Source organism: Alteromonas sp. G5_S2_22_S1 (assembly GCF_054968525.1).
Genome location: NZ_JBQKUJ010000007.1, coordinates 119,281 through 145,536, shown reverse-complemented (window position 1 = coordinate 145,536; position 26,256 = coordinate 119,281). Strand labels below are relative to the sequence as shown.

Sequence of the window (26,256 nt, the reverse complement as noted above, 5' to 3'; positions counted from 1 at the left end):
CTGCCCACAGGGTATTTATCACCTGGGGCTTTATGTAAATTCTGGGGCAGCTCGCTACCTGCACCCTCAGAAAGCTGGCACAATCCGGACAGATAGGATAAAAATAGGATTAGAGAAAAGCGAGGAAAACAGGCGTCCGGATTAAACCGGTGCCAGTGTCCGGATTAGCCGGAATATGCATTCTAACTTCAATGAAGGTTGCTTGTTACTGTTGTCATCAATGTACTCAAGGGCGTACCCCATAGCCTTGTAGCTTTTCTCGCGTTTTTAAACATGCGTTGCAGCATAGGGAGAGCGCAGTCCACATAGTCGTGAATAGTGACTTGTGTTTTGCCTTCCGATTCACGATGAATACGACCGGCATATTGAGCCAATGTACCTTTCCATGCGATGGGCATGGCCAAAAACAACGTATCCAGTCTTGGTAGGTCAAACCCTTCACCCACATATTTTCCTGTTGCGACGACAACTTGAGCCGATTGTAGATGATTGTCAGCGTTCTTGCGTTCCGCAGCTTTCATGGCGCCTTTGAGTACGACAGTGCTTATACCCATCTCGGTAAGTCGTGAGTGTATGTACTCTGCGTGCTCTCTACGCTCTGTAAGGACTAACGGGTGTCCGCCATTTTGAACACACTGATAGGCGTCAGAGACGATTTTTGACGTGCGCTGCTCATTATCGGCGAGCCAGCGGTAGGCATCGTTTATTTTTGGGCGCTCATCTGTTTTTATTAGCTCAGCTGGCGGTATATCGTAGAGCTGATGAATCATCACGGTTTGAGTAAATTGCTCATCAGGGCTTTGTTTCACTTTGTAGCGAATGGGCCCTGCCGCCATAAAAATGATCTTCTGATGGCCATCTTGTCGTTCTGGCGTTGCTGTTAGGCCCAATACATATTTTGCTCTTACCTCGTTGAGTACCATTTCAAACCTTGGCGCAGACAGATGGTGGCATTCATCAACAATAATGTGGTCGTAGTCTTGGATGAGAGGCGTGATGGAGTTGTCTTTTTTATTAACCAAGCTTTGGTAGGTGGCAATGTCGATAATGCCACTCGGCTTTCTCTTGCCACCGCCTATACTGCCAATGTTTACTTCCGGTAGGAACGTGCGCAAGCGCTCTTGCCATTGTTCAAGCAGTTGTCGGCTATGAACCAGTATGAGGGTATTTACTTTGCGTTTTACGATCATGCCAATGGCAGTAACCGTTTTTCCAAATGCGGTCGGCGCATGCAAAATACCGAAGTCATGTTTAGATATTGCGGCCACTGCGTCTCGCTGGTTCTTTCGCAAAGTGAACTCAGGGGTAAGTTTTAATAATGGTTTGCCGGTTTCACGCTTATCGTCAAACAGTGGCGAAATATTGTGCTCTTGTAGCAAAGCAATCGCGTCATCGAGACAGCCTCGCGGTAGTGCTAGATAACCGTTTTCAATACGAGCACAGGAAATAAACCTCGGAATGCCATGGGTTGAAAAGCGCAACGCTTGTGTTTTAAAAAACACAGGATTAGAAAAACTCGCTAATCGCTTTAGTCCTGCCAGTAGTGGCCCTGGTAACTCGCTCATCAAAAAGTAGATATGGTTGGCCAAGGTAATGGTCACGGTTTTCGGCAAAGACTCTAATTTTATTGGTGCGGCTTTGGCTGTGATTTCCCAAGGAGGGCGGTTGTCTGTTAGCCCTTGTTCGGACAGCAATAGGGTATTGGGTGAAATGGTTGTTATGAGTTGATCAATACTCGCCTGAGTGAGCGTTTTAAGCCCAGCAAGGTACTGCCATTGATCGTCAATCGCATTCAGGTCATTGTCAACAAAGCAGCTACGGCCTGAAAGGCGAGCCTCCTTTTGAAGTGGTAGCGCAATGAGATTGCCAAACCCTCCTTCAGGAAGGACATCTTGGTTAGGAAATAGCCTGTCATAGGAGTCAAACGATAGATTTGGAAATATTTCCATGGCCTTATCAAGCAAAGCGAAACCCAGTGCCCGAGCTTGGTTAGCTGGGATATTGGTGTCAAAAAAGATCCATAAGTGCGCTCCGTTGCCAGAACGCGAGATTTCTATCGCGTGCGGAATATCAAACTCTTGGCACGCTTTAGACATTGCTTTGACTTCTTCTTGCCAACAGCCTTTGTCAAAATCGGCGGCTAACAAATAGCACGAATTATCTTTCAGTAAGGGATACAGCCCCACCACTTGATGACCGGCAAGGTGCCTGTAAATAATGCGCTCGTTTAGTTCGCTAAACTTGCGGTGTGAACAGTCTTGGCATTTAATGCGGGGTTTGTTGCAAACCCCGTTTACCCATTCATTATCACAGGCTACGGAATAGCCACTGCGGCCCTGTTGATTTTGCCAACGATTGGCAAAGATATCCTCTCGTCCACGAAATCGTTGTCTGAATAGGGCGACCTTTTGTTCTGGCGTGAATGTCTGTACTGAACGTTCGTTTTGAGCGCTACGCAAAGCCTCTCTTAATGCGAGAAGCCGCTGCTTTTCGTTTTCAAGCTCAGCTAGCCTGTTATCAATAGCAGAAATATTTGGGTAGCGAGCGTCATTCATGACAACATAATTATTATGTGCAGCACTATGACGCGCGAACTTGCGGCGGTTTGATCAGCGACTCTGCTGGAATACCTAGCCCTTCATGAAGTTTCCAAATCATTTTTAGCGTGAGTGACCGCTTATGGTTTAGGATTTCATAAACACGATTGCTTTTACCTATCATGGGTTCAAGATCTTTAACCGTTAAGCCTTTGCGCTCCATCTCAAACTTTATTGCCTCAACAGGGTCTGGCAAATCCATTGGGAAATGCTTTGCTTCGTAGGCTTCAACTAACGTAACCAAAATGTCCAGTTTTTCGCCTTCGACGGTATCAGGCTCCGCCATCATTAGGTTTTCGATGTCGTTTAATGCCGCGCGGTAGTCGGCATCTGTTTTAATAGGTCTGATGTCCATTATATTTACCTCTTGTTACTACCTTTTGGCTTCAAATCGTTTGCACATCAATTTTATCGTATTGCGCATGGCTGCCGATAAACCGTATGTAAACCACCTTGTAGGCATAATTGATCCAAACAACTAACCGGTATTTATTACCGGCAATGTTAAACACGACACGCCCATCTTTGAGGATGCTGGCATTTCTAAAGTCCTGTTTCACATCCGCCGGTGATCCCCAATCAGCGTTTAATGCATGCCTATACCACGCTAAAGTTGGCTCTTTCGCGTCAATGTATTCTGGGCTGTCTTCCCAAAATGTTTTTAAGGTTGATAGTGCGATAATTCTCATAAACAGATGTTAGTCCCAATTTGGGACTTTTGCAAGTTTGGCATTTTTGATGAGGTTAGGAGTTCTTACCGCATCCCCAATTGCCCCATTCTTTGGGGCGGCTCAAATTCCTCTTATTCACCCTCTAAAGCTTGGCATATCTGGTGTTGCCCCATTGTCCCATCTGCTCACAGTAAGTGAGCGCGCGCGTTGCGGTTTATCTATAATTGTATATCAAAAAGTCCTTGGTGATACATAATAGCTAATCATTCTTGTGTTTGTGGGATTACGGTGATATGTTTTTGTATATAATTATTCCTAATTGATGCATTAAGGCGTATCGAAATGAGCTATGTAACAGAGCAGATACTAGAAAGTCTTCGAGAAGCTCGGGTACGCAAGGGGTTTAGCCAAAGAGAGCTGAGCGCGCGTTCGGGGGTGCCGCAAAGCCATATATCGAAAATCGAGTCTGGAGGTGTTGATTTAAGAATATCCAGTTTAATTGCACTTGCCCGTGTACTCGACCTAGAGCTATTGGTTGCGCCTAAAAAGTCAGTTCCTGCCATCAAGTCGATCATTCGAAGCAGCCAAGGTATTAACGGTATCAGCGATGAAGCTGAGCAGATGTCACCGGCATATCAGTTAGGGGAAGACGACGATGACTAATCATGTTTCTACGCTCAACGTGTTGCTCTATGGCGAATCCATAGCAACGATCACCAACGTGGGCAATGACAGAACGCTTTTTGCCTTTATGGATTCGTACATTCATGATGAATCACGGCCCGTGTTAGGGCTGGGTTTTAAAGATGCACTGGGTGGCTTACTGACTAATTTTAAACCGACCCAAACCAAATTAACTCCGTTTTTCTCTAACCTTTTGCCAGAAGAAACCATGCGTCATTACCTGGCAGAGCGTGCCGGAGTGAATCCAGCGCGGGAGTTTTTTCTATTGTGGGTGTTAGGACAAGATTTAGCAGGTGCGATCACGGTTGAACCTGCTGATGGTGAAGCGCTGCCGCCTAATGTGCATCAAGACATTGACGAAGAAACGAAAATAGATGTTCCAATGCATTTTTCATTAGCGGGTGTACAGTTGAAGTTTTCAGCTGTACAACAGGCAAACGGTGGTTTGACTATTCCAGCAACCGGTAAAGGTGGCTCTTGGATTGTGAAATTGCCATCGTCTCGCTTTGACGCTGTGCCAGAAAATGAATATTCGATGATGGAACTGGCTCGAATGTTGGGAATGAATGTGCCAGAAACGCAGCTACTCCCGATTAACCAGATTGCTAATATCCCAGATGGTATTGGTAAATTTGGCGATGCTTTTAAAAATGCTCAGGCGTTTGTGATCAAGCGCTTTGATCGTGCAGGTGATCAAGCCGTACATATTGAAGATTTTGCGCAAGTGTTTGGCGTCTATCCTCAAGATAAATACAAAAAAGCCAGTATGCGCAATATTGCTCAGGTTATCGGCATCGAAGGTCAAGACGAAGACATTGCAGAATTTACGCGTCGATTGGTGTTCAATACCCTAATTGGCAATGCGGATATGCATCTGAAGAATTGGTCTGTGATTTACAAAGACAAGCGCACCGCATCGATTGCGCCTGCCTATGACTTTGTCTCGACTATTCCTTATATCCCCGATGATAGTGCGTCGCTGAAGGTGAGCCGTAGCAAGAAATTCAGTGATTTCACGCTGGATGAGCTGTCACACTTAGCGGCTAAAGCCATGCTGCCAGAAAAATTGGTATTAGATACTGCCAAGCAAACCGTGGCAGGCTTTCATGAAATCTGGGCGAAAGAAAAAGCGCATTTACCACTTACCAAGTCGATGATTGAAGCAATCGAAACACATTTGCGAAGCATACCGCTACGCTAAAATGAGAACCGACGCGTACAGAAATGCAGAGGCGTCGGTCATATTGGCTTGAAGATTATGTTTAGTGACTTGTTTTGTCAATCAAAGCCCCAGTTTGCGTCCTAGGCTGACAATCACGTAGAACGTGAGTTTTAGCGAAAGCCAAGGGGCGAGTACCACCAATGGTTCAACCACATCAGCCACGGTTTGATGGGCAATTCGGCGCTCTTCAAAGTACTGTTTTCAAAAAGCTCGGGCCGGTCGTAGATACCCTCAACGCCTTTTAGCTTATGGCTAAGACAGCGTTCGGCCACATTTCCTGCAATGCCCAAAGAGGCGGCAAGGCTGCGAAAGGTGCGGCGTAAATCGTGTACGGTGAAGTATTCAAGTTTACCCATTTTATTGAGTGGCTGTTTTTTGCGCCCAGGCTCGCGACCAAAGAGTTTAGAAATGGCGCGGTTAAGCGTATCTGGCCCCATATGTGGACGATGGCTTGCTCGTCTGGCTGGGAAAACATAAGGCGAGCCACAAGCGCGGATTTGCAACTCGTTAAACCAAGCAATGGCTTGGCGTGGTAAGGAAATGCTGATTGGGACGCCGGTTTTGCTGCGTTCTTTGGGTAGGTCCCATACGCCCATGGTTAAATCCATTTCACGCCACATGGCTTCGCAAAGTTCGCTTTTGCGTACGCCCAATACCAAAAAAAGACAGCAAGCGAGGTAGTTGTCGCGGCCAAAGCTATTGATATGGGTATGAAACACGCTAAAGGCGTAGTGAATTTCCTCTTTGCTGAGCATCCTGTCTTTACTGGACTCCACGCCACCGGCATCGTCCACGGTAAAGGCTGCGGCTGGGTTGTTCAGCGTTAAGTCGAGCTTTATCGCATGCCGAAACAGCTACTTCATGTACATCAAGGTATCGTTGGCAATGGTAGGGCGGTTACTTTCTCGAATACGCTCTAATACTTCGCGTACGTCACGTGCGGTCACCTCAGCAATACACTTTATGCCAATGACAGGGCTTCTAAGACATTCTTGGACGGGTAAAAAACCTATTCGATATTTTGAATCTGTTCGCGCATCTGCTCAATTAATACTTTAAGCTCTACAGCTGATTGCGTTATGTCAGTGCTAATAGATTTTGAACCTAAGGTGTTCGATTCACGATTAAATTCCTGCATCATAAAGTCGAGTCTGCGGCCTACTGCCCCGCCCTTCTTAAGGATATTGCGGGTTTCTTTAACGTGTGCGTTTAAGCGGTCTAGCTCTTCTGCCACATCCACTTTTTGCGCAAGCATGATCATCTCTTGCTCGAAACGGCCAGCGTCTAGCTCTACTTTTGCCTCTTCAAAGCGCGCCTGTACTCTTTCGCGCTGCCACACCATAATTTCAGGCATGCGCGCCGCCACTTTTTCCGCTTCTGCTTCAATGGCATCGAGACGCTGCGTAATCATGCCTTTAAGCGCTTCGCCTTCTGTAGCACGGGCACTAATGAAGTCATTTAACGCTTGGTCGAACGCGGTCATTACATCGGCGTGAATGGCATCCATATCGGCCTCTTCGGCGGCAATTACGCCAGGCCAGCGCAATACGTCTAGCGGATTAACGCCAGTAGATTGACCGTGCGACTGCACCCAGTCGGCCGCGTGTAGAACTTGCTTTGCTAGCTCTTCATTTAAGCTAAGTTTGGTTACAGCTGCATCGTTTGCGGTAAAACGCAAGGCACATTCTACTTTTCCTCGCGCCAACTTTTTGCGGAAACGCTCGCGTAAAACAGGCTCTAGTGAGCGAAACTGCTCTGGTAGGCGGAAGTAGGTTTCTAAAAAGCGTTGGTTAACTGAGCGTATTTCCCAAACCGCTGAGCCCCACTCTTTTTTCGTTTCTACGCGCGCAAACGCTGTCATGCTGTAAATCATAAATATCCTTTAATTTTTATAAAAGCCTGCAAAAACAACCCGAACGTCGTGTTGTATACGTGAAAATCGAAGGCAGGTTTTCTTGTGTTTTGTATATTACCCCACATTTACGATTTTCAATAAGCAAACATGCAAAGTTCGTTTTTAACGCTTGCGGGTATTGCGTTATACTTAAGCGCAATTTCGTAGCTATTTTGTATTTGCAGCGTTTGGCCGCGCGTTAACTTTCTCGTATTTTTAACGCAGGGCAGAACTGTAAATCGCAATTCATTTTTAAGCATTTACGTTGTGGAGAACACTATGCGTCCAAGCGGCAGAACCGCCAGTCAAATTCGCCCCGTTACTATTACTCGCCAATACACTTGTCATGCAGAAGGCTCTGTTCTTGTAGAGTTTGGTAACACCAAGGTGTTGTGTAATGCGACGGTGGAAGAAGGTGTACCACGCTTTATGAAAGGCCAAGGCAAAGGTTGGGTGACGGCGGAATACAGTATGCTTCCGCGCGCAACTCATACTCGCAGTGGTCGTGAAGCCGCACGCGGTAAGCAAGGTGGCCGTACGTTAGAAATTCAGCGTCTCATCGCTCGCTCACTTCGCGCTGCACTTGACCTAAAATTACTGGGTGAAAACACCATCACGCTTGATTGCGATGTTATCCAGGCAGATGGCGGCACCCGCACAGCCTCAATTACCGGCGCATGTGTTGCCTTAGTTGATGCGCTTACATACATGCGCAGCAAAGGTATTATTAAAACAAACCCACTTAAGCACATGATTGCTGCGCTATCAGTCGGTATTTACGAAGGTACACCCATTGCTGACCTTGAGTATACCGAAGATTCTGAAGCTGAAACCGATATGAACATTGTAATGACAGAGACAGGTAAACTTATCGAAGTGCAAGGCACTGCTGAGGGCGAACCTTTCTCGTTTGAAGAACTTGATGAGCTGTTGAAAATTGGTAAGCACGGGCTGCGTGAACTATTCGATATTCAAAAAGCAGCCTTGGCGTAAGCGAGTAATAAAGAGGTCATCATGAAAGCGTTTCAGCGAGATTTTATCGAGTTTGCTATTGAACGTGGCGTACTGAAGTTTGGCGAATTTACGCTAAAATCGGGCCGCGTGAGCCCCTACTTCTTTAATGCTGGTTTGTTTAACCGCGGCGGTGATTTGGCCAAACTGGGCCGCTTTTACGCCAATGCACTAATGGATGCCGGCGTTGAGTTTAACGTACTGTTTGGCCCGGCCTACAAAGGCATTCCTATTGCCACTACGACTGCCGTGGCGTTGGCGGATAACCATAACCTTGATGTGCCTTATTGCTTTAACCGCAAAGAAGCCAAAACACACGGTGAAGGCGGCAATCTAGTGGGAAGCCCGCTAGAGGGCAAGGTTATGCTGGTGGATGATGTGATCACAGCCGGCACTGCTATTCGTGAGTCTATGACACTCATAGAGCAGCAGCAAGCAAGCCTGTCAGGCGTACTTATCGCGTTAGATAGACAAGAGCGCGGTAAAGGCGAGCTCTCTGCGATTCAAGAAGTAGAGCGCGACTTCAACACGCAGGTTATCTCGATTGTTTCCCTTGCCGATGTGGTGTCATACCTTGGTGAAAAAGGCGGTTTTGATAACGAGATCGCTGGAATAAACACCTATCGTGAAAACTATGGCATCTGAGTTTGACAACGTGTTTAACGCCGCCAGTCAGCACCTAGATGCTTTGGGACTTCGCTGCCCTGAGCCGGTGATGATGGTGCGTTTGAATATTCGAAAGTTGGCCGATGGGGAAACTCTTTCGGTCACGGCTGACGATCCATCAACGGCCAGAGATATTCCCAGTTTTTGCCGCTTTATGGACCATACCTTAGTGGCATCCCAAACTGAGACCTTACCGTATCAATACGTTATAAAGAAAGGGCGCGAATAGGCGCCCTTCTTTTTTAAACCGTTAGTCGATTTTTCTATACTTGGCTTCAAGTGCACAATAAAGTCCAAACATAATGAATCCAGCTCCTACGGCCGCGATAAGATAGGGGCCGAAGGGTTGCTGCATTAAGGTTTCAAGCGCTTTTTGTAAGCCACCTGCTTCTGAAGGATTACTCAAAAAAGCGGCGAGAATAAAAAAGCTTCCTACTAGCGAGTAAACAACGCCCCTAGCGGTATACCCTAGCCGGCCAGTTACGGTCACACTCTTTTCGATACGTTGACTTAACGCGGGTAAAGAAAACTTTTCTAAAAAGTCGGTGGTATAGGCATGCTTGAACTGCACAATAGCAAATATGAGTATACACAAACCAATAGCGGTCACTAATACTAAACCCCATTCGTACTGCATTAAAAACTCGCTGACCTTTTTTCCACTTCCTTGAGAAGAGGAACTACTTTTTAGTGCTAAAAGGGTTTTTCCACCCGCATAAGCGGCAATAAAATAGAAAGCGCCAGACACAAAGAAGAAGACTTTATTGATCATGTAGATAAAGAAACTGTCGTCAGTAGATTTATCAGTGATAAAAATTTGCAGCCAGCGCCAAGAGGCGTAACAGGCGAGACCGAGAACAAGAATACCTAAGAATACCTGTCCAAGGGGTTGTTGTTTAAGTGTAATAAAGACATGGGACTGGGAGGCTTTTTCACGACCCATCGTATTTAACACTGAGGTAAGAATGAATGCCCCCAGCATGATATACATAACGGTTTTCGCGCTGTAGCCCGCTTTAGCCGTAGCTTTTTTCCATTTCGACGAAGATTTCACGAGTTCCTCTCATAACCTAATGGCAACATTAATTCATCTACTTCTACGTTACCTATCAAGTTGCATTCCGCTTTTTATTTTCGTTTAAACTTCATCTAGCGAGCAGGGGCATCAGCTTTCTGCGCCATTTGCCGCTACTTGCAATAGCAGCTTTTGTAATACACGCTTGCTGTGCGCACAGGTGCAGTGGATGTCGGTCATATGCAAGACTTCCACGCTTAACATCTTTTGCAATACCGACGCTTTTACGTTTAACGAAACGAAGCCTTCTTGATTTGAAATTTGTTCTGGTGTCATGATTATTTCCCCTTTGAGAATAGTTTAATGCAGCGTTTCACTGGCCAATCGATTTGTGCATTCAGGCAAGTGAATGTGTTCAAGCGTTTGCTGTAATGATGCAATCAATCTACAAATAGAAGGGCTAGTGGCGTGAAGCGGTAATATTGCAATAAGTTGCTGTTGGCATTCTTGCAATATGGCGTGGGCCTCACGCTTTTTTTGCTCTTGTGCGAGAAGAGAGGACAAATACATGCCCATGGTGCCAAACGCGAGCACATCTTCTTGTATGGCTTTTTCTTTATTCGATGAGGTGTACTGTAGTGCATTAAGAATGACTTTGGCTGCTTCAAAGGTTTGATAACCCAGTTCCCTGGCCCGCTCACGCTTGCCCTGCTGATGTGCTTGCTGGGTTTGCGCTTGCATAGCAAGGCGATGTTGTCGGGCATTTAAAGGATTTAGCTGTAGCCACTTTTTATACACGGGACACAAACGCTGAACATTCATATAAGCACCTCCTGTTTTTTATAACATTAGTGCAAATAAGAATCATTATCAAATGTAAGGTTCAAAAAATCTATTGCAGCAATCGGTGTTCAGGAAATTGGGGTCATGAGGTCTTTAATTTGTTGCAGCGATTAACACGTCAAACTTTGTGTAGGCTATCCGAGTGCGTTAGACAGCCACCACAAAAAGATCACAGCAAGGGTAATGGCGACAACGGCTTTCATTTTATAACGTTTGATAAGCTGTTCGGCTTTATCTCCTGCGTAATACACGACAATCGCAAGCCCGAAGTATCGGATAGCCCGTGCTATGACGGTCGCTAAAAGAAACAGAGGTAGCGAAAATTTCGTCGCCCCTGCTGCGAGCATGGCAACTTGGAAGGGAATAGGCGCGATACCTAAGGTCATAACAAACCAAAAGCCTTGGTTTTGCATTTGCTGCTTAACATTATCGAACTGGTCTTGGCTGAAAAAAGTGTTAATCAACCACTCCCCTACCATATCAAATAAGTAATATCCAAGTGCATAGCCAAAAACAGCACCAATAACACAGCCTAATGTTGCCATGAACGCGATTTTCCACAGCGACTCGCGTCTTGCCTGCATTAGCGGAACCATTACCGCTTCAAGGGGAATAGGCACTATCGTGGATTCTAAAAACGACGCTAAGGTGATGCCTTTTAGCATATGTTTAGAGTCGATCAGCTTTTTAGTTTTATGTTTAACCTTTTTACCCAGTGCCATGTAATCTCTACTACTTAAATTATTTTTTACTGCCTGTATACAACACCGTCTTTCATCACAAATGACACGCGCTCCATAAGCGAGATGTCCTCTAGCGGGTTACCCGGTATGGCTACAATATCGGCTAACTTGCCTTGTTCCAGTGTGCCCAAAATATCGTCTATACCCAGTAATTCCGCGCTGTTAACGGTGGCGCTAAGCAGTGCATCAATCGGCTTCATACCGGCATCGACCATAAGCGAAAACTCTTGGGCATTATCGCCATGGGCCGACACACCGCTGTCTGTACCATAAGCAATTTTTACGCCCGCTTTGTGCGCTTCGGCGAAAGTATTTTGAATGAGCGGACCAATGGCTGCCGCTTTAGGGCGAACGAGTTCTGGGAAGAAGCCGTCTATTTTAGCTTTATCGGCTACGAACTTACCCGCCAGTATGGTAGGCACATAGTAGGTACCGTGTTTTTTCATAAGGTTGCGAATTTCATCATCCATGAAAGTACCGTGCTCGATAGAATCCACACCTGCTTCAATGGCTCGCATCATCCCTTCCTTGCCGTGGGCGTGTACGGCTACTGTCATGCCATAATCTTTTGCTGTAGCGACTATAGCTTCCAGTTCATCCGTCATAAATTGTGGGTTTTGGCCGCTTTTAGCTACGCTCAACACGCCCCCGGTTGCCGTAATTTTAATGAGGTCTGCGCCGTCCTGATAGCGAGCGCGAACGGCTTCTCGGGCTTCAACTTCTCCGTTCGCCACGCCTTGTTTGGGGCCTACATCAGGGCGCAATAGGTGTGACATGCCGTTGCTTGGGTCGGCATGCCCCCCGGTCGTAGCGATAGATTTAGCTGCCGTGTATATACGTGGCCCTGAAGCGTACCCTTTTGCAATAGCATTGCGTAATGCGACGGTTTCATTATAGCCGTCACCCAGATTTCTTACCGTAGTAAAGCCAGCGTTTAGCGTTACTTCGGCGTATTTAGCTGCGCGCAACGCATAGTCGGCTTCATTCAATGAAAAGCGCTCAAGGTACGTTTGTGGCCCGCCATGCTGTGACGACAAGTGCACATGCATATCCATTAACCCAGGCATAACCGTCGCGGCTTTTAAATCAATAACCGTGTCGCCTTCCTGCGCTCGCGTAAACCCTTTTTGCACGGAAGCTATTTTGTTATCTTCAACAACAATAGTTACATTGCTCAACAGCTTTTTTGACGTACCAGTAAAGGCTTTTCCAGCGTGGATAAGGGTTGCTGCTGAGGTTGAAAAAGAGGACGACAACAGGGCTGCGGCTACCGTCAGCGTAATGAGAGGCTTATTCATGATATAGGTCTTCTTGTTGATTGTTTTGTAGACTATATCGAATGTAATGCACCTGTTGATATAACGCAAAGTAAAGCGCTATCAATGGCGTCTTTTCAGTGATAAGTGACCTAACGTGCTCGCACTTGCGTCTTTATTAAGGCGCTATTAATGCTACCTAGCAACTTCACCTAATATAAAACGTTTCCCACTTGAGCGAATCGAAAACGATGTTACAGACTCGTTTGCGTGTTCGTCGGCATGCTCAAGTAGTTGATAGTAAACATTTTGGTGTAGTCTAGCCCATAAGTTCCTACGCACATTCACATAGGGAATGGGCGTAGCTTGGGGGTCTTGGATGGCTTTGGGGGGAACCCGTAGTTCAAGTTGTTCTGCATGTTCTAAACGTATTTCGTCACCGGTTTGCGTGGTAAAGGTGAACACGTCGTCATCGGTGCGTTCGCCTTTTTCTTTTTGCCATTGAGTAACAAGAAAAGGCGTGTCCTCTACGGTAATACCTACTTTTTCCACGGGGGTTACCAGGAAGTAGTTTTCATCTTCCCGCTTTAAGACCGAGGCAAAAAGTTGGACCAGACTCGCTCGCCCAATCGGGCTTCCTTCGTAAAACCACCTGCCATCCAGGGCAATCGTAAGGTTAATGTCTCCGCAAAAATCGGGATCCCATTTCTCAACAGGCGGTAAAGGGCGCGCTTTTGACGACGTGCCCTTAAGCTGTTGTTGAAATCTAGTTAGATCCACGTTCTTCAACCAATACTTTCAGCTCGCGTAGCTTTGCCTTGATACGGCGCATGTTATCTGGCCCGGTGCGAAGTAATTGTTTTTGCGGTTCATTTAAATTTTCCAAGCGCTCATCCGCATATTTATAGGCTACTGAGTCGGTATAGACCTCAACTGGAACTGGTACTTCAGGGGTGTCTAAAAGCTGATCAATAGCTTCTAATAGCACTTGATTAAAGTCCTCGTCAGGGTTTCCAATCTCTGAGAATTTCGCTTGAATATCGCCTTTATAAATACCGTAGATATTAAGTAATGCGTCATTATCAAACGACTCGAGCATATCTACATAAGGCGTGTAACGCTTGTAGCTTGCCGCATCAATCCACTGCTTACCTGCCTGTGAGTAAACGCGAAAGTTTTGCTCTGGAGGCGTAAGTAGCTGATGATTAGGTGCCATTTCATCGTTCGCTAAGTTGGTAACCGATACCACAAAGCGTTGAATAAGCCCTTCGTTCACCAGCATGCGATTAACCGTTGCTTCATCTGCTGATGAGCTTTCAATTAACGATGCTTTCACCGCAGGGTCGCTAGTATCGAGAGGCTCAGGGGCTGACTCGACAGATTCTGGAAGAGGTTCAACTTCGTCTTTTTCTTCCAGCTCAACCGTTGGCGCTGGTTGGGCAGGCTCAAAAACTTCGGGTTCTTGAGGCTCAGTGATTTCCGGCTCAGTAACTTCAGTCTCAGGTGTAACTGCTGGCTCGGGCTCATCTTCGCTGGGCCAAAAGACTATGGCCAGAATAACGATAAGAAGAATGCCAACAATTATAAAATGAGGGCCTAACGATTTCTTTTCTGACGATTCGCTCATAATGACTCCACTACAAAAATATCCTTTCGGTAATACTATCAGAGATAACACCCAAAATTAGAAAATCAATCAAGAGAATTGTTCCCCTTTATCGTAAATTCCTTATTTAAGACACTTTTTTAACGTAAAAAGACCGGTTTTCGATTGGTTTTATTCATCAATTAAGGGGAAACCCTTATTTTTAGGGAGAAAAAATGGCGTTAATGTGTAAATAGAATAATGAAATTCAAAACATTTGTTTAACATTTTTTTGTTTTATGTACTAATGTGTTGATTCAACGAGATAAAGTACTGGAAACCACACGAAAACATACGCTTTTTAGCGAAATTCTCGTGAGGTGTAAGGAGGCTGTAACGTTATAGGCATTTGATAGGAAAACTAGCGTGAGTAGATTTAGACAGTATCACCCGAAACTTCATACCCCAGTAATGCGCTACAGTCATATGCAGCTTTTAATTATGCTTGGGGTAACGCTATACCTATTTTTGAATATTAACAGCTTACCGATTGAGCATCAGCTGATTGCTGTAGCGACAGTCGTGGTTATGAGTATTCAAAATGCGTTTATTCTCTCAAAAGCTAAGGTGGCACTTGCTGTCGAGGGGCCAAGGCTACTTGTATTTCCTTTAATGTGGGTTGCCTCGGGGATGGGCTATGCGGCGCTGATATATAGCGCATCGTCTATTGCTTCGCTGTTGGTTTTGGCTAATGCCGTGCGCCATCGCAACCACCGCCGCCCACTTAACATGCCTAATGAACCTGAAAACCTCGCTTAGCGTATAAGCGTTGTTTTATATTGCCCTTGATAGTGCGGTTGGCATTTTATCACGTAGAGAATGACTTACCGTAAAGGGAGGTAGAAAGCGTTAGACGCGCTCGCTATGTTCATGAGGTAGGTATGCAAAAATTTTACTTTCGGGATATCGAAGATACGCCAACAGTCATCGATTATTTAGAGGTTCAGTCTTACGAGATGAATGTCTATCTCGTTTATTTATCAATTGGAAAGCAAAGCGGTATGCTTTATGACAATAAAGACAAACCTATGCGCTTTTTTAGCGCCGGGCATATCCGTGAGGCTTTTGCCCATTGCCACGTGCACAAAGCCGTAATGAAGCACGACACGCCTTACGATGAAATGATAGGCAACCCGCCAAAAAGCGAAGAGCAAATGGCGCTACCGTTTAGTATGCAACTGCCTTATTAATTTACGTGTGGTGTTTACGCTGTAAGCCAGGTGCTAGCGGCTTCTCGCATATCAACGTTTGCGCTTAGTCGCTTAGCAAGCAGAAACAGCCCACCCAGCTTTCGATGTATAAAAAGGGCATCTACCGGCGGTGTGTGCCAGAAGTTATGCCCCATGGTGAGTGTCATTCCCTTTTCATGAAGGCGCGTAATGAGGTCGCTTTGGCCAAAATCATACGGTCCTTCATGCCTTATTGCCTCACAGGCTTCCATCCCAATGTTAATCACGGCGTCTATTTGCGTTTGACTATGAGTTTCATCAATTAGCCCTATGGCAAAGGCCGCCTGTTGCATCATCTTTTCATCGTTGTTCGACGCGCTGTTCAGTAAAATTTGGTATTGCGCGGCAATGTGGTCAGGGACTACTCGCGTGGCACCGAAGTCCAATAGTACAATTTCTTTAGAATCTGGTTTAAATCTATAGTTTGCTAAATTGGGGTCGCTTTGTAGAAGTTTGAAATTGAAGACTTCATTAAAAAATAAAGTCATCAACGCGGTCATCACGGCATCTCTTATTTTTTGGGGCTCGTCTAGCAATACATCTAAAGGTTGGCCTTCTATAAAGTCCATCGCTAATACGGTGCTGGTGGTAAGTGGTGCGTAAGTTTTAGGGATAATAAACGCGGTAGAGCAATGACGAGAAAAGTCACTCGCTTCAACCAGTGCGCGATAGCGGTTGAGCATTTTTGCTTCGCGCTCATAATCTGCCTCTTGATGCAGCTGCGTTTTGGCGTCTTGTAATAGGGGGCCAATGTCTAAAGATTTTGGGACCAACCCGGTCAGCTTTATAAGCGTTGCTACATTATCAATATCACTATCGATGCTTTGTTTAACGCCAGGGTACTGTACCTTAACCGCAAGCATCTCACCTTCCATCGTAATCACTTTATGTACTTGACCTATGGAAGCGGCTGCAATTGGCGCAAAGGAAAAGTAGAGTAAGCCATCTTGCCATTTCTCGCCCCAGGCGTTATTCAGAGTCTCTATTAGCTGGCTTTTAGGCATGGGGTCGGCGTCTTCGCGCAATCGACCCAAAATCACGGCTAACTCTTCAGGTAAAAAGTCACCGGCATCCATAGAGATGAGCTGACCCAGCTTCATGGCGGCCCCGCGCATGCTGGCTAGCTGATCTGCGATGTTAGCAATGTTTTTGGGCGTTAAAAGCAATGAAGATAACACTGGCTTTTCGCCTTTCAAAAGCTGACCTGCACCTTGGGTCACCACATTGCCTGCAATTTTTCCTGCCAATGAACCAAGACGTCCTATACGAGAAAGTCGCGATGAGGGGATCGCTTTGCTGGAGCGCGGTGTTAATTCATCTTTGGTATCTGATTTATCTGCCATACACTCACTCAAATTTTGTTAAGAAGCGAGACAACAGCACGTGTGAAAGCAAGTAAGAGAAGTATCGTATGAGCACTGCTGAACTAATATATAGTTTTACTTACGACCGGGCGTTACGGATCCCGCAGGCACAAGATAATTAATTAAAATTCACAACGACGTCTATTGAGGCTTTATAAGCGCAGTAGACGCAATGGTTGCATTTGATGTTAGCTTTTTATCCCGTTAACCGTGGGAATGACATATAAGTGCCACGCGTTAGATAATTTGAGATGTAAACTGAATAGCCAAACCAATAACGCTTCCGTAAGCAAAGCCAGACCAACCACTGGCGCTTCTGTAGCGAAATAGTGCTGCTCCAAAGAAACCGCACCATAACATGGCTGCATAGGCGGAAATAAGTCCACCGCCCATGCCCGTATCAGGTAAAAACAGCATAACAACAAACGTTAATGCCATGGCCCCACTCAACACCACCCACATAATGTTCTTTTTGTCAGAAAAGGCATTACTCGGTGACTTAATAGTGTCTTTCTGCTCTGCACTTTCAGCGTGTTCGGCAAGTTGAGCCGCTTTTGCTAAACGCTTTTTGCGTTCACTTCGCTCGCTTCGCGATGCATTCTTTTTGACCTGAGAAGGTATTGGTGCAGCAGTACTATTAGCCATGGTTTACCTCACTAACGGGTTTTAGTAACGTGCTTGATCCATAGATAAGGTAGAGCAGGCGTAAGAAAAAGACTATAAGACTTCGGTCTCACATTGACATGAAGGTGCAAGAAAAGAGAAAGCCCGCTTACATTTACCGCAAAGGATGTCTGTAATACGGGCTTTCACATGGCGTAATGCCGCTAGATATTAGTGATGATCGCTAATTTGGCTGCTAAAGCTTACTTCTAACAGGTTTACACTATCTGCAAAGGTAAGGGTTTTAATATCGCCCTTTCCTTCTACATTTAGCGTGTTTACTTGTTTAGGCCATAAGTCACGCAATGCATCGTGGCGAATTTTTACGCCTTCGAGCACGGGGGGCTCAGCCGTTTCTTGATAAACCCAAAAGTGCTTACCTTCCACTTCAAACCCTACGTCTGCTAGCGTTAAAGGCTCGCCTGCGGCGTTCAAAATAGCGAAGTGACGTGCCACATAATCAGCAAAGTGTTGCTGAGTTTCCACGTCATCCATAATGTCAGCGTGTTTATCAAACAAGGCTTTCACCGCATGCTCAGCGTCGTGAAGATTAAACCGGTGCATCACTTCAATATTTTCAGTTCGTGGGTTGAATAACACTGTTGTGATAGCCGCTTTAATTTGGTGAGCCTGCAAGGCAGTACTGTACGAGGCAGCACCTAACAACACAGTCGCGGTAAGCATGAACATACACACGCTTGCAAGCAGAGCACGAGGGCTCTGCTGCAATCGGGGTAAAGACAACTTACTCGTCATCTTTGTCCTCGTCGTCATCGGTTTTCAGCTCGGTTTTTGAATCGTGCATAAGGTCGCGATACTCATAGGTATTACGCGGTTTATTCTTATACGCTTCAATACGCGACGGAATGATGCGGCGTGGATAGTGATTGTTTTCCACATTTACATCTGCCGTTTCCCAGTGTGGGTCAACCGTTACGCTTATCAGCTCTTTATCTTTGTCAGTCACGATAAGCTTGCTTACTGCCTTAGGTGTACGACGCCAGATTTCTGCTGGAATGCGCATTTCTTCTTTTGTGCCGTCTTCAAAACTTAGCTCAAGGATAATCGGCATGACCAAACCCCCTTTGTTGCTAAAATCTAGCACGTAGTAGTTTTTGTCTTCTTTTACTGCACGTTCAAACGCTTTACGTTCCCAAGGCTCAAGCTTATCAAGAAACTTCTTGTACTTATTGCGCTCTTTGTTGGTTACCGTGTAGCGGTCGTTTTCGTCGTAAAAATCGCTGATATCTTCAAAACGATCTACCCAAAGCTTTCTACCTTCTTCTTTGTTACGAATATCGGTAAGTGACTTAGGTTTTTCCATTTCTGCTTCGCGTTCGCGAGCAAAATCAATATCTGGATCTTCAGTGTCCAAACGCAGCTTGTAAACGCTGTCTAGGCTGATATCTACGTGGTCGGTAGTATAGAACCATCCGCGCCAGAACCAATCAAGATCTACACCTGACGCTTCTTCCATGGTGCGGAAGAAATCAGATGGTGTAGGACGCTTGAACATCCAACGCTGCGCATATTCTTTAAACGCAAAGTCAAAAAGCTCGCGGCCAAGAATGGTTTCACGAAGAATGTTAAGTGCTACCGCTGGCTTAGTATAAGCATTAGGGCCTAAACGAAGTACTGAATCAGACTGTGTCATAATTGGCACTTGGGTTTGAGACTTCATGTAGCCTGTAATATCGCGAGGCTCAACACCCCATGGAATCGTTGGATCCCATTCACGACCGGCAACGCCATCTAGGAAGCTGTTTAGCCCTTCATCCATCCACGTCCATTGACGCTCATCAGAGTTCACCGTCATAGGGAAATAAATGTGACCCACTTCGTGAATAACCACGCCAATAAGGAAGCGCTTTTCAGCAAGCGAATAAGTGCGTGAACCGTCATCGCGTAGCTCTGTACGCGGGCCATTGAAGGTAATCATGGGGTATTCCATGCCGCCCACCGGGCCATTTACCGACTGAGCAACAGGGTATGGGTAATCAAAGCTAAAGCGGCTGTAAACATCCATAGTGTGGATGATGGATTCTGTTGAATACTTCTGCCATAGCTCGCCACCTTCTTTCGGGTAGAAAGACATCGCCATAACTAATGGTTGCGTGTCGCCACCTTGTTGATAACCGCGTGCATCCCACGCGAACTTACGCGAAGATGCCCAGGCGAAGTCACGTACGTTATCGGCTTTAAAGGTCCAAGTTTTAAGCTTAGATGTGCCTTCTTTTTCATTTTCAATCGCTTCTTCAGGAGAAACGATAAATACGATGCGGTCAGCTTTTTCTGCTTTTTTCAAACGATCGCGCTGCGTTTTAGTCAGCACGTCTTTCGGGTTTTGAAGCACACCTGTAGAAGACACAATATGATCCGCTGGAACTGTGATATCTACTTCATAGTTACCAAATTCTAGCGTGAATTCACCGCGACCAATGAACTCTTTATTAGTCCATGCCTCGTAGTCGGTATAAGCCGCTAAGCGGGGGAACCACTGCGCTAGCAAGAAGATGTCGTTGCCGCCTTCGCGCTCGTCATCTGGGAAATGCTCGTAACCTGCACGGGCTGAAACCGCATCCTCTTCTACAATGTTGAACGCAAAATCGATATCAAAAGTGACTTCGCTGCCAGGTTTAAGTGGCTTTGCAAGGTCAACACGCATCAGTGTACCAACAATGGTATGACGTAAATCATTACCCGATTTGTCTTCTACACGAGAGATGGTGTAACCCAATTCGTTATCGTCAACAAACTGCTGGCGACGTAGCGCACCCATGCTCAGCTTGGCGGGCTTATCGTCGCTCGCTGCCTGTGTGCCTGGCCCACGGTTACCTATGCCACCAAAGGTTGTGGTAAGGGCTGACATAGAGTCATCGCGGAATTTGTTTTGATCAAGCTGAATCCATAAATACTTAAGCGTATCTGGCGAGTTGTTGTGATACGTGATGGTTTCACTTGCTTCAATGCGGCGCTCGTCTTCAAGTAGTTTTACGTCAATATCGTAATCTACTTGTTGCTGCCAGTATTGATGACCCGGCTCGCCAGCGGCGTTACGGTATACGTTTGGAGTAGGGAGAACTTCGTCTAGCTGACGGAATTTATCTTCGAAATCGCCTTTAGTTTGTTTTATAGCGGCGGTACTTGGAAGAGAAATCAGCATAGACAACACTGGCGCTAGCCAGAAAAAGTGTCGTTTTGCGGTGCTCATGCAGTTTCCTTGCAACTTGTAAGTTAGTATTGTTATAAGATAACAGCTTCTAGTATATAAGCATGCCGGTCACAATCTAATTTTTTGGCCGTAAACTAACCATGTTTTAACGCAAAAAAACTGTAACAGAACGTTTTGTTTCAAGCTTTAACTGTCGTATTCTTAAGCCCTTGTTTTCTTCTTTTCTTCCCATTATGAACCGTTTTACTTGGCAACGTGCCGTTATTAAAGTTGGCAGTGCCCTCATTGCGCCAGAGGGAAATGAATGCAGTGGTCGCTACTTACTTTCTTTAGCGCGTTTTATTACCGCAAGCCGAGAGGCGGGCAAAGAAGTTATTCTGGTCTCTTCTGGTAGTGTGGCCGCTGGCCGCAGCAAAGTGAAGGTAAGGCACAATGCTTCTATTGCCGAGAAGCAGGCGATGGCAGCAATCGGTCAAAACCTTATGATGGCTAACTGGCAGCGCTTTTTCGACTTTCCTTGTGCGCAAGTGTTACTTACAGCGGATGACTTGCGGGATAGAACCCGTTACGTCAACATCAAAAACACCTTGCGAGAAATTTTAAAGCATAACGCCCTGCCTATCGTGAATGAAAACGATACGGTGGCCGCTAACGAGCTAAAGGTTGGAGATAACGACAATTTAGGCGCCTACACCGCATTGGTAGCCCAAGCCGACACCTTAATTATTTGCTCTGATATTGATGGTTTGTTTACCGCTGACCCTCGAAAAGACAACACCGCAACGCTTATTCCTCATGTTGGGAAAATTGATAGCACCATTTATGGACTGGCTGGTGGTGCTGGTACTGCGGTCGGCACGGGTGGTATGCGCACGAAAATAGAAGCCGCAGACAAATGTACCAGTAGCGGTATTCAAACGCTTATCGTTAACGGTAGAAAAGGCGAAACCTTTGATGCACTGCTTGAAGGCGAAGTGCCGGGTACGCTGTTTGAAGCAAGCAGCACACCGGCCAATGCACGCAGGCTGTGGCTTACTCACACCCTTAAAACCGCTGGCAGAATAGAAGTAGATAGCGGCGCTAAAGAAGCATTGATACAAAAAGGTGCATCTTTGTTACCTTCAGGAATAATCGACGTCGTCGGCCAATTTGAGCAAGGTGATGCGGTTGAAGTCATCTGTCAAGGTGCCGTTGTCGCTAAGGGACTTTGTTTGTATAACGCAAAAGACTTGGGCCTCATAAAAGGGAAAAAGTCGAAAGACATTGCCAGTGTGTTAGGTTATGAGACAACCGATGTCGCTGTTCATCGCGACGACATGGTGCTGTATTAACATCAAGGCTGTATTCTTGCCCTAGTCTAGCCGGTGGGATACGTTTTGCTTAACTTCAGCGGCATAAGCCTGAGGCACGGATGTAACGTGCCCTACCGTTAAACATCACAAAGATTCAAGCAAAGGGACAACCATGACTGATATCACGCCAACACTTGCCGATTATCCTTATAAGGTGACTATTGCTACGCGGTGGCAAGACAACGACGCATATGGGCACATTAATAATGTGGTTTATTATGGCTTTTTTGATACCGCCGTTAACCGCTTTTTAATTGAAGAAGGCGGGTTAGACATTCACCACGGGCAAACGGTGGCGTATGTGGTAAGCAGTCAGTGCCAGTACGTTGCGCCCGCCGCCTATCCTGAAGATATTTTTGTTGCGCTGCGCGTAGTTAAAATTGGCAGAAGTTCTGTGACCTATGGCTTATCGGTTTATGCTGGCGAAAATGAGCGCCGCGTAGCACACGGCCAATTTGTGCATGTATTTGTTGATAGAAAAACCGACAAAGCCATCCCTATTCCGGTAGACGTTAAAGCGGCCCTAGAATCAATTTGCGAGGCAATGTGATTCCTTTTTTATTTCAAAAAAAATTTCAATAAAAAGGCTTATAGCAGCACAGCACTAACAAGTGATCGGCATAGCGAAAGAAACAATAAAAGAGACGAGGCAAGCACGATGAAAAAAGTGGTATTTCTAGACGCTGAAACCATGGACTTACCCAGTCTTGATACGACAGCCTTAGATAGCCTTAACGCAGACGTCACTTTATACCAACAAACCCAACATAAAGACGTAGCTGAGCGCATACACAATGCCGACGCAGTGCTTGTCAACAAAGTGGTATTAAGCGCAGATGACTTACAGCGGGCTAGGAAGCTGCGCTATATTGGCGTCACCGCCACAGGTATGAATAACATTGACCATGACTACTGCCAACAAGCCGGTATTATTGTGCAAATCGTTGAAGGCTATGGCACTGACAGTGTTGCCCAGCACACGTTGACCTTGGCGCTTAATTTGGCCACAAACTTTGTGGCGTATCAGCACGATGTGCGCAATCAGGCGTGGTCTGCATCCTCACACTTTTGTTTGCTAAACCACCCCGTGGTGGAGCTTGCGGGTAAGCATGCGGTGATTGTTGGGCATGGCGAGCTGGGCAAGCGTGTTGAAACCTTATTTAAGGCTATAGGAATGCAGGTGAGCATTGCTGCTCGTCCCGGCAAAAAAGATGATCCCCGCCCTAGCCTCGCTTCTCTTTTGCCTCACGCAGACGTAGTAAGTCTTCACTGTCCACTTACAGAAGATACCGACAAACTCATTAACGCCGATACCTTATCGCTAATGCAGCCAACGGCTTTTCTTATCAATACCGCCCGGGGTGGGCTTATTGATGAACAGGCGCTATACCATGCGCTTAAACACAACAAATTAGGTGGCGCTGGGCTTGATGTATTAAGTGTGGAGCCACCGCCAGCTGACCATGTGTTGCTTAACGAATCGTTACCAAACTTGCTGGTAACCCCTCACAACGCGTGGATTGGCAACGGAGCAAGACAAAAACTGCTTGATAAAGCCCTTGCACATTTAGCGACATTTTTAGGGCAGTAATGGCGATATGAATAACGCTACGCTGTTTGCATTGTGTTGCTTAATTTGGGGTTCTACCTGGATTGCTATTACTTACCAAATCGGCCACACCTCTGAAACCTTTGCTATTGCCCTGAGGTACTTATTGGCGTCGGCGTGTTTGGGCGCTTATTGCGTAATAAAACGCTTACCTTTGAAGCTACCGCTGCATGTTCACATAAAAATGGCCGCCGTCGGACTATTTCTCTACAGCCTCAATTACACGTTACTGTACATGGCGCAGGCGCACATTATTAGCGCTCTTTTAGCGCTGATGAGTTCTTGCATAATATATATAAACGTTGTGCTTCGTCGCTGGTGGTTAAAAGAGCCGATTAGAAAGGAAGTAGTGATTGGTGCTACTTTTGGCTTGCTCGGCATTGTGTGTTTATTTGTGCCTGAGTTTTCCAAGGTGTCGATGGATGCTGCTCTTGTTACCGGTCTCGCTATTGCCTTTGTCAGTTTCTTTTGTGCCTCGACGGGCAATGTTATTTCGGAACGCATACTGACATCCGGTACACCCGTTATTCAAATGAACTTCTATGCCATGAGTTACGCCATGGTGTTGCTATTTGTGACGTCTTTGGCCATGCCAGGGGAGCTGATTATTCCCAGCAGCGTAGAGTTTTATTTATCGCTTTTTTACTTAGCTGTATTTGGCTCTGTGTTCGCCTTCGGTGCGTATATGAAGCTTTTAAAGCAAATGGGCGCGGACAAGGCGGCCTATGTGGTATTGGTATACCCTATGGTTGCGCTGGTTATTTCAACGTTCTTTGAAGGTTACACGTGGAGCGTGTTGTCTGTTACCGGCGTGATTATCGTGCTTATAGGTAATGCGATTGCCATGGGAAAAGTACCACGCTTTATGCGTCGCCCTCCTGTGACCAGTTAGCGCGACGTCCGCAATGATAAAGCCGTAAAGCGGCATTTAACTCGGCTTACTTTAACGCATTTATTTTTTTATTTAACTCGTACGCGGGCTCGGTCACTATGGTTTCAAGGGTTTCAATCCGTGCCATGAGGGCTTCAATTTGTGCGTCTTTCTCTTCTAAACGCTGTTGCTGTTTGTCGGTCATGCTTTTTACGAACGGGTTACTACACTCTCCATTCATCCAATCGTTTAATCGCCACTGAAATTTTGCATCTAGGTAGCTGGCCAAGAGTACAAGTGACGTGATGCTGCCAATTATCAAAACTAAACTTAATGTAGACATAGTGTTTTTCCCATCGAATTTTTAAGGCCCTTTGTAAAGGCCCGCTAGTGCCAAACGGTTTAACGTAAAGAGCATGCGTTGTGTTTCTTGCTATTTTACCACTTTCTATAGCTTCACGTTAAAGCACGCTCTATTACCCGTAGTCATGAGGTGCGCAAAAAAATTACAGCGTTTAAGAAAAAAGTTTGTAATAAAAGCCAGAGAACGCAGACTGATAGAAGTAACATAATAAAATAACAACAGTTTTTTTGATTAGGGATATGACGTTGGGGCAGGGTTTTGACGATATTTTTGCAAAGCACGGCGCACTGCTAAGTCGCGTAGCCAATAGCTATGAGGCAAACGAGGCAATGCAGCAAGAGCTCTTGCAAGAAATTGCGATTGCCGTATGGCAAGGCTTGTCTCGCTTTAAGGGCGACAGCAGCGTAAAAACCTACATATTAAAGATAGCGCACAACCGCGCGGTAACCCACGTGGCAAATCAGGTGAAGCGCCTCGATACCCATCAATACGATCAAGACGATAAGGGCTCGGATGGGTTTGTAAGCCAGGTTCGCTCTCCCGAGGAAGTATCGAGCCAGCACCAGTCATTAGAGCGCTTACTCCGTGCTGTACGGGCGTTACCTTTGCAGCCACGGCAAGTGCTTACGCTTTCCCTTGAGGGCTTAAGTTACGATGAAATTGCAGACGTGTGCGGCCTTACCAAAAACCATGTTGGCGTTATTTTAAAGCGCGCCAAACAAAGTATCATGCAGGAGCAACCTCATGCATAACCCAGATAAAGAGAACCAAAAGACACCGTCAGATAGAACCGACGAAAAGCAAGACGATAGTCTTTCAGCCCTTTGGCAAGCTCAGCCAGTTACCGCTATTAACCTAGAGAAAGTAAAAGCCAACCTTAGCAGCGAAAGAAAAAAACAGCGTTGTTATATGGTGATGGATTCATTGATGGTTTTTCCGGCTATTTATATCCTTGCGAAATATTGGGGCAATATGTCGCTGGTAGCACAACTGATGTTTGTCTTTATGCTGGCTACATCGCTTCCATTGCTTGTTTATCAATTATGGTTAAGAAGAGTGGCAGCGTTTTACAAAGATAGCCAAACTGCTGATCATTTAATGCAGCTAACAAAGCAAGTTAAGAACAATGTAAAGATAGCGTTCATGACCAAACATTCAACATGGGTAGCTGTAGTTTTTGGGTTCGCTTTCATATTGGAACGCTACTTTTTGGGAGACCTTGCGCCAGAAAAGGTGATCAAACTAATCATCGTAATATCATCAATGAGTATTGGTATGCTAATTTGGTATGTATGGGCACACAAAAGACAAAAACGCTTTGAGCGACAACTCAAAACGCTGGAAGCTATGGCGCAGCAGCACTAAAGGCAGCGCCGAGGCGCTGT

29 protein-coding genes and 1 pseudogene are annotated in these 26,256 nt (G+C 45.9%); 13 read left to right on the top strand and 17 right to left on the bottom strand.

The features are described from left to right. Positions 1-141: 141 nt before the first annotated feature. From ACTRWF_RS09950 to ACTRWF_RS09940, 3 genes and pseudogenes are all read right to left on the bottom strand, one after another. Positions 142-2,555: pseudogene (locus ACTRWF_RS09950) on the bottom strand (TOTE conflict system archaeo-eukaryotic primase domain-containing protein). A 25-nt stretch (positions 2,556-2,580) separates the two neighbouring features. Then, positions 2,581-2,952 (bottom strand): helix-turn-helix domain-containing protein, encoded by a 372-nt coding sequence (locus ACTRWF_RS09945; protein WP_000354815.1) that lies wholly within the window; start codon positions 2,950-2,952, stop codon positions 2,581-2,583. A 31-nt stretch (positions 2,953-2,983) separates the two neighbouring features. Beyond that, on the bottom strand, positions 2,984-3,286 hold the full coding sequence (locus ACTRWF_RS09940; RefSeq protein ID WP_001926661.1) for a type II toxin-antitoxin system HigB family toxin: 303 nt from the start codon (positions 3,284-3,286) through the stop codon (positions 2,984-2,986). A 324-nt stretch (positions 3,287-3,610) separates the two neighbouring features. On the opposite strand from ACTRWF_RS09940, the gene ACTRWF_RS09935 reads away from it, so the two are divergent. Both ACTRWF_RS09935 and ACTRWF_RS09930 read left to right on the top strand, forming a co-directional pair. Beyond that, entirely contained in the window at positions 3,611-3,931 is a 321-nt protein-coding gene (locus ACTRWF_RS09935) for a helix-turn-helix domain-containing protein (RefSeq protein ID WP_092593979.1), read from the top strand. Further along, a complete protein-coding gene (locus tag ACTRWF_RS09930) occupies positions 3,924-5,153 on the top strand; it encodes a HipA domain-containing protein (protein ID WP_462835489.1) in 1,230 nt (409 codons plus the stop codon). The genes ACTRWF_RS09935 and ACTRWF_RS09930 overlap by 8 nt, the downstream gene beginning before the upstream one ends. A gap of 131 nt (positions 5,154-5,284) precedes the next feature. Here the strand turns inward: ACTRWF_RS09930 and ACTRWF_RS09925 are convergent, their stop codons facing one another. Then, on the bottom strand, positions 5,285-5,968 hold the full coding sequence (locus tag ACTRWF_RS09925; RefSeq protein WP_462835488.1) for a tyrosine-type recombinase/integrase: 684 nt from the start codon (positions 5,966-5,968) through the stop codon (positions 5,285-5,287). A 215-nt stretch (positions 5,969-6,183) separates the two neighbouring features. Next, positions 6,184-7,047, bottom strand: coding sequence for a YicC/YloC family endoribonuclease (locus ACTRWF_RS09920; RefSeq protein ID WP_012518694.1), 864 nt, complete (start codon positions 7,045-7,047; stop codon positions 6,184-6,186). 300 nt (positions 7,048-7,347) lie between these two features. On the opposite strand from ACTRWF_RS09920, the gene rph reads away from it, so the two are divergent. Genes rph through tusA form a run of 3 tightly spaced genes read left to right on the top strand, consistent with a single transcriptional unit; the run spans position 7,348 to position 8,974 of the window. Further along, positions 7,348-8,061 carry a ribonuclease PH gene (gene rph, locus ACTRWF_RS09915; protein ID WP_012518696.1) on the top strand — a complete coding sequence of 238 codons (714 nt, stop codon included), beginning with the start codon at positions 7,348-7,350 and terminating at the stop codon, positions 8,059-8,061. 21 nt (positions 8,062-8,082) lie between these two features. Beyond that, complete coding sequence (gene pyrE / locus ACTRWF_RS09910) at positions 8,083-8,724, top strand: orotate phosphoribosyltransferase (protein ID WP_462835487.1); 642 nt, start codon at positions 8,083-8,085, stop codon at positions 8,722-8,724. After that, positions 8,714-8,974 (top strand): sulfurtransferase TusA, encoded by a 261-nt coding sequence (gene tusA, locus ACTRWF_RS09905; protein WP_020744569.1) that lies wholly within the window; start codon positions 8,714-8,716, stop codon positions 8,972-8,974. The genes pyrE and tusA overlap by 11 nt, the downstream gene beginning before the upstream one ends. A 21-nt stretch (positions 8,975-8,995) precedes the next feature. On the opposite strand, the gene ACTRWF_RS09900 is transcribed toward tusA, so the two are convergent. From ACTRWF_RS09900 to ACTRWF_RS09870, 7 genes are all read right to left on the bottom strand, one after another. Further along, entirely contained in the window at positions 8,996-9,799 is an 804-nt protein-coding gene (locus tag ACTRWF_RS09900; RefSeq protein WP_020746906.1) for a DUF1206 domain-containing protein, read from the bottom strand. Between the two features lie 111 nt (positions 9,800-9,910). Further along, positions 9,911-10,096, bottom strand: a complete 186-nt coding sequence (locus ACTRWF_RS09895; RefSeq protein WP_020744567.1) for a hypothetical protein — start codon at positions 10,094-10,096, stop codon at positions 9,911-9,913. A gap of 24 nt (positions 10,097-10,120) precedes the next feature. Continuing rightward, positions 10,121-10,582, bottom strand: coding sequence for a hypothetical protein (locus ACTRWF_RS09890; protein ID WP_462835486.1), 462 nt, complete (start codon positions 10,580-10,582; stop codon positions 10,121-10,123). 155 nt (positions 10,583-10,737) lie between these two features. Next, the gene (locus ACTRWF_RS09885; RefSeq protein WP_012518702.1) at positions 10,738-11,325 is read right to left on the bottom strand and encodes a YqaA family protein; all 588 of its coding nucleotides are present in this window, start codon (positions 11,323-11,325) and stop codon (positions 10,738-10,740) included. 26 nt (positions 11,326-11,351) lie between these two features. Continuing rightward, complete coding sequence (locus tag ACTRWF_RS09880) at positions 11,352-12,644, bottom strand: amidohydrolase family protein (protein ID WP_024017265.1); 1,293 nt, start codon at positions 12,642-12,644, stop codon at positions 11,352-11,354. Positions 12,645-12,797: 153 nt separating this feature from the next. Then, complete coding sequence (locus tag ACTRWF_RS09875) at positions 12,798-13,382, bottom strand: DUF1285 domain-containing protein (RefSeq protein ID WP_024017264.1); 585 nt, start codon at positions 13,380-13,382, stop codon at positions 12,798-12,800. Continuing rightward, entirely contained in the window at positions 13,369-14,229 is an 861-nt protein-coding gene (locus tag ACTRWF_RS09870; protein WP_024017263.1) for a DUF3014 domain-containing protein, read from the bottom strand. The genes ACTRWF_RS09875 and ACTRWF_RS09870 overlap by 14 nt, the downstream gene beginning before the upstream one ends. 384 nt (positions 14,230-14,613) lie before the next feature. Between ACTRWF_RS09870 and ACTRWF_RS09865 the strand changes: the two genes are divergently transcribed. Further along, complete coding sequence (locus ACTRWF_RS09865) at positions 14,614-15,006, top strand: hypothetical protein (protein WP_024017262.1); 393 nt, start codon at positions 14,614-14,616, stop codon at positions 15,004-15,006. 122 nt (positions 15,007-15,128) lie between these two features. Then, positions 15,129-15,437 carry a DUF6482 family protein gene (locus ACTRWF_RS09860; RefSeq protein ID WP_020744561.1) on the top strand — a complete coding sequence of 103 codons (309 nt, stop codon included), beginning with the start codon at positions 15,129-15,131 and terminating at the stop codon, positions 15,435-15,437. Between the two features lie 14 nt (positions 15,438-15,451). Here ACTRWF_RS09860 and ACTRWF_RS09855 read toward each other — a convergent pair whose 3' ends face one another. The 4 genes from ACTRWF_RS09855 to ACTRWF_RS09840 all read right to left on the bottom strand — a co-directional run bounded on the left by ACTRWF_RS09855 (position 15,452) and on the right by ACTRWF_RS09840 (position 20,714). After that, positions 15,452-16,819 carry an AarF/UbiB family protein gene (locus tag ACTRWF_RS09855; protein ID WP_462835485.1) on the bottom strand — a complete coding sequence of 456 codons (1,368 nt, stop codon included), beginning with the start codon at positions 16,817-16,819 and terminating at the stop codon, positions 15,452-15,454. 258 nt (positions 16,820-17,077) lie between these two features. Next, entirely contained in the window at positions 17,078-17,485 is a 408-nt protein-coding gene (locus ACTRWF_RS09850; protein ID WP_020744559.1) for a hypothetical protein, read from the bottom strand. A gap of 189 nt (positions 17,486-17,674) precedes the next feature. Then, positions 17,675-18,259 (bottom strand): DUF6702 family protein, encoded by a 585-nt coding sequence (locus tag ACTRWF_RS09845; RefSeq protein ID WP_020744558.1) that lies wholly within the window; start codon positions 18,257-18,259, stop codon positions 17,675-17,677. Continuing rightward, positions 18,249-20,714: a M1 family aminopeptidase gene (locus ACTRWF_RS09840; protein WP_462835484.1), complete on the bottom strand. Its 2,466-nt coding sequence runs from the start codon at positions 20,712-20,714 to the stop codon at positions 18,249-18,251. Before ACTRWF_RS09840 ends, ACTRWF_RS09845 begins: the two co-directional genes overlap by 11 nt. A gap of 194 nt (positions 20,715-20,908) precedes the next feature. On the opposite strand from ACTRWF_RS09840, the gene proB reads away from it, so the two are divergent. From proB to ACTRWF_RS09820, 4 genes are all read left to right on the top strand, one after another. After that, a complete protein-coding gene (gene proB, locus ACTRWF_RS09835; RefSeq protein ID WP_020744556.1) occupies positions 20,909-22,006 on the top strand; it encodes a glutamate 5-kinase in 1,098 nt (365 codons plus the stop codon). Positions 22,007-22,139: 133 nt separating this feature from the next. Then, positions 22,140-22,577, top strand: a complete 438-nt coding sequence (locus ACTRWF_RS09830) for an acyl-CoA thioesterase (RefSeq protein ID WP_012520190.1) — start codon at positions 22,140-22,142, stop codon at positions 22,575-22,577. A gap of 108 nt (positions 22,578-22,685) precedes the next feature. Further along, positions 22,686-23,618, top strand: coding sequence for an NAD(P)-dependent oxidoreductase (locus ACTRWF_RS09825; RefSeq protein ID WP_462835483.1), 933 nt, complete (start codon positions 22,686-22,688; stop codon positions 23,616-23,618). Between the two features lie 7 nt (positions 23,619-23,625). Then, entirely contained in the window at positions 23,626-24,528 is a 903-nt protein-coding gene (locus tag ACTRWF_RS09820; protein ID WP_012518715.1) for a DMT family transporter, read from the top strand. A gap of 46 nt (positions 24,529-24,574) precedes the next feature. Here ACTRWF_RS09820 and ACTRWF_RS09815 read toward each other — a convergent pair whose 3' ends face one another. Continuing rightward, positions 24,575-24,850: a hypothetical protein gene (locus tag ACTRWF_RS09815; RefSeq protein WP_462835482.1), complete on the bottom strand. Its 276-nt coding sequence runs from the start codon at positions 24,848-24,850 to the stop codon at positions 24,575-24,577. Between the two features lie 266 nt (positions 24,851-25,116). Between ACTRWF_RS09815 and ACTRWF_RS09810 the strand changes: the two genes are divergently transcribed. Then, on the top strand, positions 25,117-25,623 hold the full coding sequence (locus ACTRWF_RS09810) for an RNA polymerase sigma factor (protein ID WP_015068501.1): 507 nt from the start codon (positions 25,117-25,119) through the stop codon (positions 25,621-25,623). Further along, entirely contained in the window at positions 25,616-26,236 is a 621-nt protein-coding gene (locus tag ACTRWF_RS09805; protein ID WP_462835481.1) for a hypothetical protein, read from the top strand. The genes ACTRWF_RS09810 and ACTRWF_RS09805 overlap by 8 nt, the downstream gene beginning before the upstream one ends. The last annotated feature ends 20 nt before the right edge of the window (positions 26,237-26,256 follow it).

What these genes read in the sequence shown, in the direction of transcription:
- ACTRWF_RS09945 (WP_000354815.1), bottom strand. Translation starts at nt 2,952, where the DNA reads ATGGACATCAGACCTATTAAAACAGATGCCGACTACCGCGCGGCATTA.
- ACTRWF_RS09940 (WP_001926661.1), bottom strand. Translation starts at nt 3,286, where the DNA reads ATGAGAATTATCGCACTATCAACCTTAAAAACATTTTGGGAAGACAGC.
- ACTRWF_RS09935 (WP_092593979.1), top strand. Translation starts at nt 3,611, where the DNA reads ATGAGCTATGTAACAGAGCAGATACTAGAAAGTCTTCGAGAAGCTCGG.
- ACTRWF_RS09930 (WP_462835489.1), top strand. Translation starts at nt 3,924, where the DNA reads ATGACTAATCATGTTTCTACGCTCAACGTGTTGCTCTATGGCGAATCC.
- ACTRWF_RS09920 (WP_012518694.1), bottom strand. Translation starts at nt 7,047, where the DNA reads ATGATTTACAGCATGACAGCGTTTGCGCGCGTAGAAACGAAAAAAGAG.
- rph (WP_012518696.1), top strand. Translation starts at nt 7,348, where the DNA reads ATGCGTCCAAGCGGCAGAACCGCCAGTCAAATTCGCCCCGTTACTATT.
- pyrE (WP_462835487.1), top strand. Translation starts at nt 8,083, where the DNA reads ATGAAAGCGTTTCAGCGAGATTTTATCGAGTTTGCTATTGAACGTGGC.
- tusA (WP_020744569.1), top strand. Translation starts at nt 8,714, where the DNA reads ATGGCATCTGAGTTTGACAACGTGTTTAACGCCGCCAGTCAGCACCTA.
- ACTRWF_RS09895 (WP_020744567.1), bottom strand. Translation starts at nt 10,096, where the DNA reads ATGACACCAGAACAAATTTCAAATCAAGAAGGCTTCGTTTCGTTAAAC.
- ACTRWF_RS09890 (WP_462835486.1), bottom strand. Translation starts at nt 10,582, where the DNA reads ATGAATGTTCAGCGTTTGTGTCCCGTGTATAAAAAGTGGCTACAGCTA.
- ACTRWF_RS09885 (WP_012518702.1), bottom strand. Translation starts at nt 11,325, where the DNA reads ATGGCACTGGGTAAAAAGGTTAAACATAAAACTAAAAAGCTGATCGAC.
- ACTRWF_RS09880 (WP_024017265.1), bottom strand. Translation starts at nt 12,644, where the DNA reads ATGAATAAGCCTCTCATTACGCTGACGGTAGCCGCAGCCCTGTTGTCG.
- ACTRWF_RS09870 (WP_024017263.1), bottom strand. Translation starts at nt 14,229, where the DNA reads ATGAGCGAATCGTCAGAAAAGAAATCGTTAGGCCCTCATTTTATAATT.
- ACTRWF_RS09860 (WP_020744561.1), top strand. Translation starts at nt 15,129, where the DNA reads ATGCAAAAATTTTACTTTCGGGATATCGAAGATACGCCAACAGTCATC.
- ACTRWF_RS09855 (WP_462835485.1), bottom strand. Translation starts at nt 16,819, where the DNA reads ATGGCAGATAAATCAGATACCAAAGATGAATTAACACCGCGCTCCAGC.
- ACTRWF_RS09850 (WP_020744559.1), bottom strand. Translation starts at nt 17,485, where the DNA reads ATGGCTAATAGTACTGCTGCACCAATACCTTCTCAGGTCAAAAAGAAT.
- ACTRWF_RS09845 (WP_020744558.1), bottom strand. Translation starts at nt 18,259, where the DNA reads ATGACGAGTAAGTTGTCTTTACCCCGATTGCAGCAGAGCCCTCGTGCT.
- ACTRWF_RS09840 (WP_462835484.1), bottom strand. Translation starts at nt 20,714, where the DNA reads ATGAGCACCGCAAAACGACACTTTTTCTGGCTAGCGCCAGTGTTGTCT.
- proB (WP_020744556.1), top strand. Translation starts at nt 20,909, where the DNA reads ATGAACCGTTTTACTTGGCAACGTGCCGTTATTAAAGTTGGCAGTGCC.
- ACTRWF_RS09830 (WP_012520190.1), top strand. Translation starts at nt 22,140, where the DNA reads ATGACTGATATCACGCCAACACTTGCCGATTATCCTTATAAGGTGACT.
- ACTRWF_RS09825 (WP_462835483.1), top strand. Translation starts at nt 22,686, where the DNA reads ATGAAAAAAGTGGTATTTCTAGACGCTGAAACCATGGACTTACCCAGT.
- ACTRWF_RS09820 (WP_012518715.1), top strand. Translation starts at nt 23,626, where the DNA reads ATGAATAACGCTACGCTGTTTGCATTGTGTTGCTTAATTTGGGGTTCT.
- ACTRWF_RS09815 (WP_462835482.1), bottom strand. Translation starts at nt 24,850, where the DNA reads ATGTCTACATTAAGTTTAGTTTTGATAATTGGCAGCATCACGTCACTT.
- ACTRWF_RS09805 (WP_462835481.1), top strand. Translation starts at nt 25,616, where the DNA reads ATGCATAACCCAGATAAAGAGAACCAAAAGACACCGTCAGATAGAACC.